This is a genomic window from Mesotoga prima MesG1.Ag.4.2 (assembly GCF_000147715.2).
Taxonomy (GTDB): Bacteria; Thermotogota; Thermotogae; order Petrotogales; family Kosmotogaceae; genus Mesotoga; species Mesotoga prima.
Window position 1 is genome coordinate 676,913 of the sequence record NC_017934.1, and the last position, 12,558, is coordinate 689,470.

Genomic DNA, 12,558 nt, shown 5'->3' on the forward strand with positions numbered 1-12,558 from the left:
AACAGAGAGACTCGGGAAAATAATTCAATCATCGAGGTGTCAAGGATGCTCATTGAAAACAAAGAGCAGTACCGCGCTAACCTCTCAAGTATTGGTGATGCAGTTCTTTCGATGGATGCTTTTGGAATAGTCACTTTTGTTAACGAAGTTGCCTGCAGTCTTATTGGTCTTAGCGAAAGCAGCACCATCGGCAAGAGAGTTTCTGAAGTTATGGAGATCTTTAGTGAAGATTCAGATGAACCTGCAATTATTCCAGTAGAGCATGTGCTAGAAACCGGCAAAAAGGTTGGACTGGCAAATCATACTGCGCTCAGATCAAAGAACGGAAAAATCTACTCAATTGCCGATTCTGCAGCTCCGATATCTAGAGAAGACGGTGAAACAACTGGTGTTATTCTTGTCTTCAAAGATCTGACCGAAGAGAGAAAAAAAGAAGGGAGAATCATACAAAGTGAGGCCCGATTCCAAGAGTTGATAGAAAATACGAATGGAGGCCTGTTAATTCTGGACAGTGGAGATGGAGAACGATTTATTCTGAAGGAATTCAAGGCGCCTCTCGAAAATCTTGATAGAACTGGACTCGGGACCTTTGGCAAGGAGTTAAGGGATGTTTTTACCGGTGTCGAGAAGAGTGGTCTCTTCGAAGCAGTGAGAAAGGTGTGGAAGACCGGGACCCCTGAGAAAGTAGAGGCCGAGAAATATGTTTGCGGAGATCAAGAAGGTTGGTGGACAAATTATGTGTATAAACTTCCTTCTGGTGAGGTTGACAGCCTCTGCTACGATGTGTCTGAATCACTCAGAATTCAAGAATTCAAAAAGAAAACGAACGATGGCCTTCTCACACTGACAAAAATGGCTGCTGGCAGTGGTTTCTCACTGGATGAGTTTATGAAGAGCGCCGTAAGAATAGTAGGCTCTTCTCTTTGTGTTTATCGTGCCGGGATCTATATGCTAAACAGAATTGGTGAGATGGATCTGATTATTAGCTTTGACCTGGTTGATGGAGAGGCAAGAGAAGATAAGTCGAGAGCTATGGATCGAGATCTCGCTTCCGAATATCTTCACTTGATTCAAGCAAAGAGATTCTTCAGCATTTCCGACGTGAACCAGGCAGAAAAAAGCAACTTCATCGCCAGTTTGCAAGAGGTTGGAGTAGAAGCGATTCTAGATATCCCCTTGAGGATCAGAGGGATCATCGTGGGATCACTATTTTGCGACATGAACACAGCAAGGCAATGGTCTTCAGATGAAATGAACTTTGCCGCGTCCGTAGGTGATGTTCTGACGCTTGCTCTTGAAGAAGATGAGCCTGTTAATAGTGAGCATCGCTACAAGAGCTTCTTCAAAATGAACGGTGCGACAATGCTTCTCATAGATTCGGCAACGGGTTCAATCGTAGATTCTAACGAAGCTGCATGCAAATTCTACGAATATGATCTCGGTACGCTAAAAGGGTTGTCCATAGAGGATTTGGCTGCAAATAATGAATCCCTGGTTGAGATATGTAACCTAGCTGCTGGAAGATCTTCTAGTGTAGTCTCCAGGCAGAAAAAGTCCTCTGAAAAAGTAGTCGACGTCGAGATTTTTGCTGCTCCTTTTAGCACTGAAAATATGGATCTGGTTAGCCTGATAGTTGTCGACATAACGGAAGTCCTTGCCGCAAAAAATAAACTTTCGGAAGCTTTGGGGAGATTGCACACTGCTCTTGAAGGAGCTGTAAACCTTGTTAGCAAGGTAGTAAAGGCGAGAGATCCATGCACGGCAGGCCATCAGAAGAACGTGAGTCGTTTAGCTACTGCCATTGCAGAGCGGCTCGGCCTGGATGATAATAGGAGTACAACCGTCAGAATTGCCGGCTTGCTGCACGATGTCGACAAGGTTTCGATTCCGGTTGAGATACTTTCAAAGCCGGTTCGACTTACTGATCTTGAGTGGTCTTTGATCAAGCGCCATCCAATAGTCGGCTACGAAATCCTTCGCGATGTAAAACTTGGTGGGCCAATAGCGGAGATTGTCAAGAACCATCACGATAGGATAAACGGATCAGGTTATCCAGAAGGACTTACGGTATCAGAACTATCTTTAGAATCAAGAATCGTGGCAGTGGCCGATATGGTGGAGGCAATGGTCTCTCACAGACCGTAGAGCATCTAGGGGATTGGGCGAAGCTGTGCAAGAGATCAAGAGCAACTCTGGTGTTCTTTACGATGAAGAAGTAGTTGACGCTTGTCTAGCTGTAATCGATTCGGGTTTCAAGAATGATAGGTCTGATGGCAGATTATAGATTGTTGGAGGTAGAGAATGAACGTATTTATAGTTATTCTGGCGATTTTCGGAGGGCTGGTTTTTTTGGGTCTTGCGGTGAAGCTCGCCTTCTTCGGACTCCGGGTAATTTTTGGTCTTGCCTTTGTTGGGCTGATTGTTTTCGCGATTATTTGGCTTCTTTCGAAGGTCCTTTTACTGTTTTAGTTTTTCTGATTGTCGGGAATACTGAGGACTTTGCCCTTGACACCCGATTCGTTTCAATTCCGAATGGGTGGATTTTTCAAGTTGAATCTTCATTGGCGGTTGAATGCTTTTGTAGATTAGATCATTTTTCTGAGGATAGATTGAGAAAAGTCGTACCATACTGCCTGTGCCGAGAATTTCTGGGTAGAGTCTAAGTTTTAATTGGGGAGTGAAAATTATGAAAAGGGGTAATACTTACATCTTGTTGATTGCAACAATATCACTGACTGCAGTTCTTACCCTGAGCGTGCTCAATTTTCTCAGACCTTATCCACCTAGTAAAGAGGCCTATTACTCTCTTTCGAGTTCAGATGAAGTTATCTACTGTTTCAAAGATGGAACTCACATCTTCACTCCTGCGAAAGGAAGTGAGATTGGAATAGTGTTCTATCCCGGTGGCCTCGTTGATCCAGTATCATATGCTCCACTTCTTAAGAGAATCGCCACAAGCGGTGTTTCATGTTTCCTTGTGGAAATGCCCCTTAATCTTGCCGTACTTTCTCCAAACAGAGCAGAAAATATCTTGAAAGACAATCCAGAGATTAAGAGATGGATTTTGGCCGGGCATTCTCTTGGGGGTTCAATGGCAGCGAAATTTGCTTACGATAATCAGGGCAGAGTCGACGGTCTCATTTTGCTTGCCGCCTATCCCGGTAAAGACACTTCTCTATCTGAATCAGGTATTCATGTACTGTCGATTTATGGTAGCAACGATAAAGTACTTGACATTGAAGCTCTGGAGAGCGGAAAAGCTCTACTCCCTGAAGGAACAACTTACTTGACGCTGCGTGGGGGGAATCATGCGCAATTCGGATACTATGGACCACAGAGAGGGGACGGAGATGCATTAATAACCCTTCTCGAGCAACAAGAAATGACCGTCAGCGCGGTTCTATCATTCATTGACAATGCGATGTAATCCTAATTTTGAGATTATTTTGCCAGCTGATATATCAGAACGCCCGAAAGCATTAGGAACAATCCAATGACTTTGGAGGGAGTTAGATCGATAGGCAGCTCGCCAAAGAGTCCTGCAACACTTATGATAAGTGCAAAGACTATCTGGGTTACTACAATTATTACGATCGCTCTGCTCGCACCTAGAGAAGATACACCTTGAGAAATACTTAGGATTATCAAGACACCTATGAATCCAGCGGTGTAGTAGAGTGGATTGAGTCCTTTAAGTGACTCTAGGGTCATTTCGCCCTTACCGAAGAAAAAGAGAAGTACCGAGGCAAGGAGAAATCCCGTTCCGTGTATGAAGAAGTTTGAACCGAAGAATCCAATTTTCTCCCCCAGTCTTGCACTAAAAACACTTTGCATAGCGATTACAATCCCAGCTGCTATTGCGAAAAATACCCCTCTAATCATCCCATGTCTCACCCATCTGTCTTTGAAGTTGGAAATTTCACTTCCAGAATCAAACTTTCATCTTTTACTCCCTATAAAACCATCATAGCTGAGATTCACCAAAACTCTGTTAAGAAAGTTTCATGTTCAAGCCACACCAAAATCTCACTCAGTGAGTAAAAAATCGTAGTTTAAAGGCAATTTTTGTTTTGGTTTTGGTGTACTTGGTCATAATGAAGTACATGACTGGGTCGTTTTCCTTCAAGAAAAGGCATAACGAAATTTTGTGTTTTCGTTAGTTCGAGGGCATAGAGAACCTCATTTTTCTTTGATAAGCTTGAAATCGGATCGGATTTTAAGGCTTCTTGTACTAACACGAGAAACTTTCTTGGAAATCAACCAAAATCCAGTAGGCCTGCCTTCCGTTTTCGTCTGTCGATTTTGCTCCAACAACGACGAATTTCCCAGCGCCTATTCTTGCAAATGCGTGTGGTTCAAATGAATCCACATTAAAAGCCTCATGAGTCAATACTTTTTCTTCTGAGTAATTCCATTTAACATAAAATTGTTCGATTCTAAACTAGTCCTTGTGAAAACTGCACGTAATGTGTATTGCTCAATCACTGAGGCGTGTTCTATTTCTCCCGAAACGAAGTTAACTATCCGAATTTTGGTCTTAATCTAGTTTTCAGACACTCCTTAGAAAAAGTCTACGATTTGTAAGGACTCGTCCTGCAAACTAATATAAGGAAGCAGCGATTTCAACTGTGGGGAGTAGCAAGAGATGATCTTTCATAGAATTTCTAGATTCAGGTATACGAGTAATATAATCAGTCTATGACCTGCTAATTCTTTTTCAGAGGGTGATGCACAAATGCTTCAGCTGAAGGAAGCATCGAAAATCTATAGAACGGGAGAACTAGAACAAACAGCCCTGGATCAGGTTTCCATTTGCTTTTCAAACGACGAATTTGTTGCAATCCTTGGGCCAAGCGGTTCAGGCAAAACAACGCTTTTGAACCTTATTGGTGGGCTCGATAGATGCGACATGGGTGATCTAGTGATAAATGGCAGATCCACAAGGGATTTCAAAGACTGGGAGCTAGATGCTTACAGAAACAAGAGCATCGGATTCATTTTTCAGAGCTTCAATTTGATCCCACATCTTAGTCTTCTCGATAACGTTGAAATAGGTATGACACTTGGCGGTGTGCCTTCTTCAGAAAAAGAAAAGAGAGCCATAGAGCTGCTAGAAAAAGTGGGCTTAGCAGATCAAGCTCATAAGAGGCCCTGTCAGCTATCGAATGGTCAGATGCAGAGAGTTGCTATTGCAAGAGCCCTTGCCAATGATCCCGATATCATCTTGGCTGATGAACCTACTGGTTCTTTAGATACTCAGACAGGTGAAGAAACTGTGAAGTTGATAAAGGAGGTTGCGAGGGGAAAACTCATAATAATGGTAACTCACAATGAAGAAATCGCTAATCGCTATGCAGATAGGATAATCAAACTTAAGGACGGCAAAATCGTAAGTGACTCCCGTCCTTCAGATGATGACGATCCTCAACCAGAACTGATTATAAAAAAAACAAGTATGAGTTTTCCAGCTGCCTTGAGGCTTTCTGCAACCAATATCCTAACAAAGAAATGGCGTACAGCGCTTACGGTACTGGCTTCTAGCATTGGCATAGTCGGAATCTTTCTAGTCTTGTCACTTTCTAGCGGTTTTGGAAGGCAACTATCAGAATTCGAGTCGCAGACTCTCTCTACGTTTCCGATAATGGTGAGTCAGACAACAGTTGATCTGGAGTCGCAGCAGTATCACCAAGCTGAGTCTGAAAAGCGGTTTGAAGAAGATGATAGTGATGTCTTGGGGCAATTTGTCTATCCATATGATCCCCGTGATGAGATTCTAATTCACAACAACGATCTATCTGATGAATACTTGGCTTATGTTGAGAGCATAGATCCCAAACTTCTTTCGGGCTTCACATACACGCGACATATAAACATGAATTTGGTTGCAAAGTACGGAGAAATGGCGAAAACTGTTGATCAGACTTCAATCAAATTCACGGCGTATCCGGAAGATCTCGACCCGGAGTCTCCGGGTTATCTCGAGAACAATTTCGACTTAGTTGCGGGATCCTTTCCTAAGGAATTCACCGATCTTGTAATGATCGTTGGAAAAGGAAACAGAATATCAAATGTGATTCTTCAAGCGTTGGGTCTTGATCATGATAAAGAGAGGATTGGATTTGAAGAAATCATTGGATTAGAAATCAAGGCAATTTACAATGACGATTTCTACTTGAGAAAAGGGATGAGTTTTACGCCGAAGACTTCTCTAAGAGACCTCATGGATCTTTACTATGGTGATCTCGGGATAATGCTGAAAATAGTCGGCATTTTAAGACCCAAAGCACAGATTGAGTTCTCAGTTCTTGACGAAGGAATAGCATACTCCGATCGTCTCGCCCAGAAATTCATTGAGAATGCCGTAGATTCGGAGATTGTCCTCGCCCAGAAGGATCTTTATGTAAATGTTCTGTCCGGAGAACAGTTTGCTTCGGATTTGTTCAATGTCCTCTCAGTGATACCACCCGATATTACTGCAAGATTGGTGGGCGGCGTAAATCTACCCATAACGAAAAGAAATATTCTTCAGAAGCTCGGAGCATACAAAACTCCTGTTTCCGTCGTGCTTTATCCCAAAGATTTCAAATCCAAAGAAGAGGTCTTGAAATACCTGGACTCCTGGAACGAAGGCAAAGCCGCTGAGAATAGGATTCTTTACATTGATCTCGCGTCAACGATAACGGGATTACTCGCGGGGATACTAAATGGCTCAACATTCGTGTTGTTGTCTTTCGCTGCTATTTCGCTTGTCGTTTCGCTAATAATGATTGGAATTATTACATTTATATCGGTGACTGAGAGAACAAAAGAAATAGGGATACTGAGGGCTCTTGGAGCAAGAAAGAAGGACATCAGTACCGTGTTCAACGCGGAGAATTTCATCATAGGAGCGTTTTCCGGGGCCCTTGGAATATTGTTTGCTTCGATATTGATCGTGCCACTTAACTCAATTATCGAAAGACTTACCGGTCTATCTAACGTGGCCTATATAAATCCTTTTTACGTGATCTCTTTAATGGTGGCCAGTATTCTATTAACAGTTTTGGGGGGCCTGATACCTTCAAGAATGGCATCCAGAAAGAACCCAGTAGATGCTCTGAGAATTGAATAGAGAGAGCAGCTCCTTGTTTTTTGTGGGGTTTTCGCTCTGTTGTCTCTGAAGTCTCTTCTCTGGTAAAGACAACCCATCCGACCAAAGAAACTAAGTTCTCAGTTATTCTTTCCTCAGTCAAAGATCAGGATCCCGGGATATAGAGATCCAGAGCTTCAGAGATATTTGTGATTTCTACCGAAGGCATCTTAACTAACTTGCCGGAACCAAATCCAAAAAAAAGAAGGTATATGTTTTCTGGTGCTCCAGATCTAACATATGCATCTCTTCCAACCATTACAGTGTATTTTGTTTCAATTTCGGGATTCTTGAAATAGAAGAACTTTTCTTGAGAAAGTCCGGGTTTGAGATTTTTCTGAAAGAAGTAAGCTGTATCTGCAGAGTTTTTCTTCACCCCGACCCAGACTTCTTTTGTTCCAGTCACGAATATTCTGAAGTACGGTCTGTCGCTTGAACTTTGTGCTTCTGTAATTATTGTTTCCAAGTCAATAGCATAGTTAGACAGAAAGTTCTTCGCAACGATATACTGCTCGAGCGTTCCGCCCGATCCGAGAAGTCTTTCGACACTTGCTAGTTTAGCTTCAAAATCATCCTCGATTGCTTTAAGATCTTCATCGTACTGCCTGCGCATCTGTGAAAGCTCCGCCTTCATCTGTCCAACTCTGTTAATGGAGATGAGCGAAAATACGAAACCGATTATGGCGGCCATTATCAAAAATAATCCAATTGAAAGTGCAGGAGATGTTCTTCTTCTCTTTGTCATTCTTCACCTCTTTTTACCGCATAAGAAGAGATGCTCTGAACGAGCCAAGGTTTCGCGGTTCCTGCAGTATTTGAGTTCCCAATCCACTGCGCTGTCGATTTTTGCTGCCAGCGCTTGTTCGTCATATGGATAGAAGGCAACCACCGATGAAATATCTATGAGGTCAAAGCCATTCATGTTAAGCAAATGCCCAATTTCCTCCGGAAAAAAGGGCTTTGTGGCAAAGACTATGCTACTAACTGAGCTGTCTCCTATTGGAATTTTGTCCTTTTCAACCAATCTCTTTGCCATAGAGTACTCTCCCCGCGAAAGGAAATCATGCAAGAAGGCCCACGCATTATCAACCGTGGCAAGAAGTAGCCCACCCCTTTTGAGAACCCTTTGGCACTCAGCCAAGACTTCCGATGTGTTCTTTGCGTATGAAAGGAGGTCCCCCATTGCCAGCACATAATCGAAGCATTCCTTTTCAAAAGGAAGCCTTTCGGCATTTGAATGAACGAAATCAATCTTAAGATCGGCCAGGCCAGCTTTCATGGAGGCGACACTAAGCATTTCCTGCGAAAGGTCGACTCCCACAACCTCGTGAGCTTTCTCTGCTAGATAGAGGGCCCATCTTCCCGTACCAGTACCAATGTCAAGAGTTCTTCCGATTGTCTTCACATGGTCTTCCAGCAGTCTTTCGACAATACGATGATATAAGTTCCAGTAAGGTTCCTCATACATGTAGTCATATCTGCTAGCAATTTCACTATAGTATTCCCAAGATTCCCTCAAACCGGCGCACCTCACAAATCAGCGAAAATAATCAGAACAGTTTACTATAGTATAATACATACTCGTCCACGATTCAGGAGTTTGGGCACGATGGCAAGAATCTGTGAAGACCTTAATGAGGTTGCTTAAAGAGCCTTTCTAGCTCGTGAGAAGTGTTACCAAGAGAATTGAACTGACACTAAACGATGATAAGAGAAAGAGTATCTCTTAAGAAGATTGTCTGTTCCCGCAATCTTGGCGGATAGACTGAAGTTCTGACTTCTTGATTAGATCTTTTTTTTTTGACGAAGCGATTGATTCGTTAATCAGGAAGGAATATGTGAGAGTATTGATAAATTGTTGAACAGAATCGGATTGGTCTTTTCGCAGCACAGCAAATTATGAATTCGACGTTCTTGCTATCGAAATAGGGCTCGTTCTAGCGGCGTAGAAGTTCTTTCTCTTTTACGAAGAACTCACCCAGCTTGTTACCCATATCCCTCACAAATGTGTTAATGTCTTTAGACCTTTTTAGGTACCACCAAAATAGCAATATTCCGATCGTTGCACCAAAATTGTTGAATATGAGATCGAGCATTGTGTCGTCAAGACTCTCTTGGGCCATGCGGTAGCCGGGATAGCCGCCAAAGATTTTGTCGGAAATGAACTCTCCGATTTCCCAAAAGACGCCTATCATGTTTACAATTGACATTCCTGAGAGCCAGACCTTCCACGCAACAGCTTTTGGAGGAAGGTTCGACCAAGCGATTGCCGAACCGAAAATGAACGGAAAGAGCGAAAAACCTCCCCAGAATCCACCAAAACAATGAAGGAAACCATCGAAAAGGGGAAAGTTGTTGTAAAATTCAAGCCATATTCCAAAGAAACTGTGGAGAGTTAGGTGTAACAGCGTAAGAAACCGTGTCTCCTCGTAGATGGGAACTCCGGTAATACCTTGGAATATCCAGGTTGAATAACCAAAAGACGCCATAATGAGGTAACCAACCATGTGAGGTAGGTTAAAGTCACGAATAGATCCAAAAACTGGCACAAACAGGAGAAACGAGGCAAGTATATTGATCCATTTAAGCGTTTTGTAGAACTTGATATTGTTTGAAAGAATGGACTTGTTTATGGTCGGTTTATCTACTAAACTCTCACCAAAGCTTCGTGCATATGCGCCAAGGATTGTAAGTACGTCCCTTGCAGTCATTTAAACCCTTCAACCTCCGACAAACACTTTTTGGTTCAATTATACACGAGCTTGTTGGTTCAGCATCAACAAATGCAACATAACAGCTCGGAAGTGAAAAACACCGCAAATATTTACGCGTGTTTGTCAAAATCATTTGGTACTCTATTCAAGAGGAGAAGTTATATGAAACCCAAAAAGAGCTTTGACTTTGATGAGTTTGCCTTAGTATATTCCAAATAAAGATATCCCAACGAGAAGTTGGTGGAGCACATTATTAATAGAATTAGATATGCCGACAGAATTCTGGAAGTAGGTTGTGGCACAGCTGACTATTTGAGTATTCTCTCAGAGCTTCTCTATGCTCATGGTTTCGGATTCGACACCAGCCCTTCAATGATTTCAGAGGCTTCAAAGAAGAATCAGAGAATTGAACTTGAACTCGCTACTGCAGATAAAAACGGTCCTTTTCCATATGGAAATTCTGAATTTGACTTCGTCTTCAATATTAACCTCGTACATTATATTTCTGATCTTGAAAATCTGTTCAAGGAGAGTTTTCGAGTCCTGCAAAATGATGGGAGCATATTGACAGTGACGGACTCCTGTAAGGACATTTCTGAGAGAACCTTAACCAATTATTTCCCTGAGACTCTTGATATAGATAGGGGTAGATATCCTGGAAATTCTTCAATTATTTCTGCGATGAAGAAGGCAGGCTTCGAGGGAATATATACGACGAAGATGAAGACCCCTTTTGAATTCAAGAAACAGCACTTTGAGCAGTACAGAAACAAGGCCTACTCGTCCCTGAGATTGATACCCGAAGAGAGGTTTGAAGAGGGAATTAAAAGGCCAGAGTCCGATATGGAAAGGGGTCTTGTCCTCGGGAAGAAGGCGTATACTCAGATATGGGACATTAAAATAGCGAAGAGGGATTTTGATCTCCCGATGATCTACACTACAAGTTTCACTGAAAAGTAAAACTGGTTCCTTTAGGAGGTGTCTCAGTGAGAAAATTGGTAGTGATCTCTATAATCACCATTCTTTCAGTGTATGGCTTTTCTATGGCAGTCAGTGCCGGAATAGGGTTCAATTTGGACATGAGTTCGGGTGCCTTGGTTACACCGGTATTCATTCAGTTTTCGGCAGGTATCCCTTATCTTCAGGGGACGATCCATGCGTATGTTTTTTCTTTCGACTGGTCCAGCCTTGTTGTCAAGGGCTTCAGTTTGCCTGATCACACATATCTTGGAATCCAGACCAAAGTCACAGTCCACAAAAGTATTTATGTGAAGGGACAGATCTTCTGGTCTTTAAAACACATCACTTCTCTCATTGGAGGAGAGAGAACAATCGCCGGCACACCTCTTTACACAAGAATCGGTCTCGGAAGCAATTTTTCAAGCATCGAATTGGATGCGGGTTTTGATGGGTACTGGCAACTAGAGCCGTCTAGTACGGTTCCATTTGCGCGACCTTATCTTCTCGTTAACTTCACTTTCTAAAAGTGACTTCCTTCATCTGTTCTAAATGCGGGCGGAAATTTCCTTTAGGATCAAAAGCCTTCAAATGCTCATGCGGAGGTCTTTTTGACCTGAAATTCGAGCCTCATTTCCCAATTGCCAATATTGAACAGCGACCGCACAATATGTGGCGTTATCGCGAAGCACTGCCGATCGAAAGTGATCGGTCCATCGTAACTATGTCTGAAGGTTATACTCCATTGATTGAAGAGGAAATATGTGGGAAGAATGTGTTTATTAAAATGGATCACCTTCTTCCGACTGGTTCTTACAAGGACAGGGGCGCTAGTCTTCTAGTAAGCTATGCGAGAGAACACCAAGTTTCATCTTTAGTCGAGGATTCTTCGGGAAATGCAGGATGCTCTATTGCAGCATATTCTGCACGAGCAGGTATTTCCTGTGAAATATTCGTTCCCGACCATACTTCGGTTGGGAAGCTCAGACAGATAGAGGCTTATGGTTCGAAAGTCCGATTGGTTGAAGGCTCGAGAGAAGATGTATCAAGAAAGATTCTCGAGCAAACGAAAGAAAACTTTTATGCAAGTCATGTCTATAATCCACTCTTTTTGCATGGAACGAAGACTCTTGCGTTCGAGATCTGTGAACAGCTTGGCTGGAAGAGTCCTGGAGCTATTGTTGTTCCAGTAGGAAATGGGACTCTTTTGTTGGGAGCATCTATTGGATTTGGGGAATTGTATTCAGCCGGAATTGTTGATCATCTTCCAAAGATTATTGCCGTGCAAGCAGAGAACTGTGCCCCGCTTCTTCGTGCTTTCGAAATGAATCAAAAAGATTCCGCTGATGTAAACGCGGAAGCGACTGTTTCAGAAGGGATTGCGATTGAAAAGCCCGTAAGAGGTGCCCAAATATTGAAAGCGGTCAGAGACAGTGGAGGCACTTTTGTGGGGGTTTCTGAGCAGGAGATAATTGAAACCTGGAAGGAAATGTCAAAGAGAGGTCACTTCGTTGAACCAACTTCCGCGGCAACAATAGCGGGTTTAAAGAAGTACATTTCGAAAACCGATCCTAACGAAACGATTGCATCCGTATTCACGGGCCACGGCCTTAAAACAGCCTGCGAATTATTCTCCTGGAATAAGCAATAGGGTTTGAACTGAGGTAGTTGAAGCAAGAATTCGTGGGTCAATTTTTGATCCAGTTTCTTTCAGTGAGCCCGGTGGGTGTGGAACTGAGAAAATCACTTCGAGATTCT

12 protein-coding genes are annotated in these 12,558 nt (G+C 42.8%); 7 read left to right on the plus strand and 5 right to left on the minus strand.

Annotation, left to right across the window (positions count from 1 at the left end):
* Positions 1-45: 45 nt before the first annotated feature.
* From THEBA_RS13730 to THEBA_RS03245, 3 genes are all read left to right on the plus strand, one after another.
* Positions 46-2,145, plus strand: coding sequence for an HD domain-containing phosphohydrolase (locus THEBA_RS13730; RefSeq protein WP_014730419.1), 2,100 nt, complete (start codon positions 46-48; stop codon positions 2,143-2,145).
* A 156-nt stretch (positions 2,146-2,301) separates the two neighbouring features.
* Entirely contained in the window at positions 2,302-2,469 is a 168-nt protein-coding gene (locus THEBA_RS14490) for a hypothetical protein (protein WP_014730420.1), read from the plus strand.
* A 217-nt stretch (positions 2,470-2,686) separates the two neighbouring features.
* Complete coding sequence (locus THEBA_RS03245; protein WP_014730421.1) at positions 2,687-3,427, plus strand: alpha/beta hydrolase; 741 nt, start codon at positions 2,687-2,689, stop codon at positions 3,425-3,427.
* Positions 3,428-3,441: 14 nt separating this feature from the next.
* Here THEBA_RS03245 and THEBA_RS03250 read toward each other — a convergent pair whose 3' ends face one another.
* Positions 3,442-3,882, minus strand: a complete 441-nt coding sequence (locus tag THEBA_RS03250; RefSeq protein ID WP_014730422.1) for a DMT family transporter — start codon at positions 3,880-3,882, stop codon at positions 3,442-3,444.
* 349 nt (positions 3,883-4,231) lie between these two features.
* Positions 4,232-4,369: a hypothetical protein gene (locus THEBA_RS14375; RefSeq protein ID WP_014730423.1), complete on the minus strand. Its 138-nt coding sequence runs from the start codon at positions 4,367-4,369 to the stop codon at positions 4,232-4,234.
* A gap of 366 nt (positions 4,370-4,735) precedes the next feature.
* Between THEBA_RS14375 and THEBA_RS03255 the strand changes: the two genes are divergently transcribed.
* Positions 4,736-7,111, plus strand: coding sequence for an ABC transporter ATP-binding protein/permease (locus tag THEBA_RS03255; protein ID WP_014730424.1), 2,376 nt, complete (start codon positions 4,736-4,738; stop codon positions 7,109-7,111).
* Between the two features lie 124 nt (positions 7,112-7,235).
* Here THEBA_RS03255 and THEBA_RS03260 read toward each other — a convergent pair whose 3' ends face one another.
* The 3 genes from THEBA_RS03260 to THEBA_RS03270 all read right to left on the minus strand — a co-directional run bounded on the left by THEBA_RS03260 (position 7,236) and on the right by THEBA_RS03270 (position 9,840).
* Positions 7,236-7,874, minus strand: coding sequence for a hypothetical protein (locus THEBA_RS03260; protein ID WP_014730425.1), 639 nt, complete (start codon positions 7,872-7,874; stop codon positions 7,236-7,238).
* A gap of 3 nt (positions 7,875-7,877) precedes the next feature.
* On the minus strand, positions 7,878-8,648 hold the full coding sequence (locus THEBA_RS03265) for a class I SAM-dependent methyltransferase (protein WP_006492279.1): 771 nt from the start codon (positions 8,646-8,648) through the stop codon (positions 7,878-7,880).
* A gap of 418 nt (positions 8,649-9,066) precedes the next feature.
* Positions 9,067-9,840: a hypothetical protein gene (locus tag THEBA_RS03270; RefSeq protein ID WP_014730426.1), complete on the minus strand. Its 774-nt coding sequence runs from the start codon at positions 9,838-9,840 to the stop codon at positions 9,067-9,069.
* Between the two features lie 243 nt (positions 9,841-10,083).
* Between THEBA_RS03270 and THEBA_RS03275 the strand changes: the two genes are divergently transcribed.
* The 3 genes from THEBA_RS03275 to thrC all read left to right on the plus strand — a co-directional run bounded on the left by THEBA_RS03275 (position 10,084) and on the right by thrC (position 12,451).
* Positions 10,084-10,803: a class I SAM-dependent methyltransferase gene (locus tag THEBA_RS03275; protein WP_014730427.1), complete on the plus strand. Its 720-nt coding sequence runs from the start codon at positions 10,084-10,086 to the stop codon at positions 10,801-10,803.
* 26 nt (positions 10,804-10,829) lie between these two features.
* The gene (locus THEBA_RS03280) at positions 10,830-11,327 is read left to right on the plus strand and encodes a hypothetical protein (RefSeq protein ID WP_014730428.1); all 498 of its coding nucleotides are present in this window, start codon (positions 10,830-10,832) and stop codon (positions 11,325-11,327) included.
* 143 nt (positions 11,328-11,470) lie between these two features.
* Positions 11,471-12,451 carry a threonine synthase gene (gene thrC / locus THEBA_RS03285; protein ID WP_148269978.1) on the plus strand — a complete coding sequence of 327 codons (981 nt, stop codon included), beginning with the start codon at positions 11,471-11,473 and terminating at the stop codon, positions 12,449-12,451.
* Positions 12,452-12,558: the final 107 nt, after the last annotated feature.

Bases quoted from the DNA above. Each gene is read 5' to 3' on its own strand.
- THEBA_RS14490 (WP_014730420.1), top strand. From the start codon at position 2,302: ATGAACGTATTTATAGTTATTCTGGCGATTTTCGGAGGGCTGGTTTTT.
- THEBA_RS03270 (WP_014730426.1), bottom strand. From the start codon at position 9,840: ATGACTGCAAGGGACGTACTTACAATCCTTGGCGCATATGCACGAAGC.
- THEBA_RS03250 (WP_014730422.1), bottom strand. From the start codon at position 3,882: ATGATTAGAGGGGTATTTTTCGCAATAGCAGCTGGGATTGTAATCGCT.
- THEBA_RS03255 (WP_014730424.1), top strand. From the start codon at position 4,736: ATGCTTCAGCTGAAGGAAGCATCGAAAATCTATAGAACGGGAGAACTA.
- THEBA_RS03260 (WP_014730425.1), bottom strand. From the start codon at position 7,874: ATGACAAAGAGAAGAAGAACATCTCCTGCACTTTCAATTGGATTATTT.
- THEBA_RS03245 (WP_014730421.1), top strand. From the start codon at position 2,687: ATGAAAAGGGGTAATACTTACATCTTGTTGATTGCAACAATATCACTG.
- THEBA_RS13730 (WP_014730419.1), top strand. From the start codon at position 46: ATGCTCATTGAAAACAAAGAGCAGTACCGCGCTAACCTCTCAAGTATT.
- thrC (WP_148269978.1), top strand. From the start codon at position 11,471: ATGTGGCGTTATCGCGAAGCACTGCCGATCGAAAGTGATCGGTCCATC.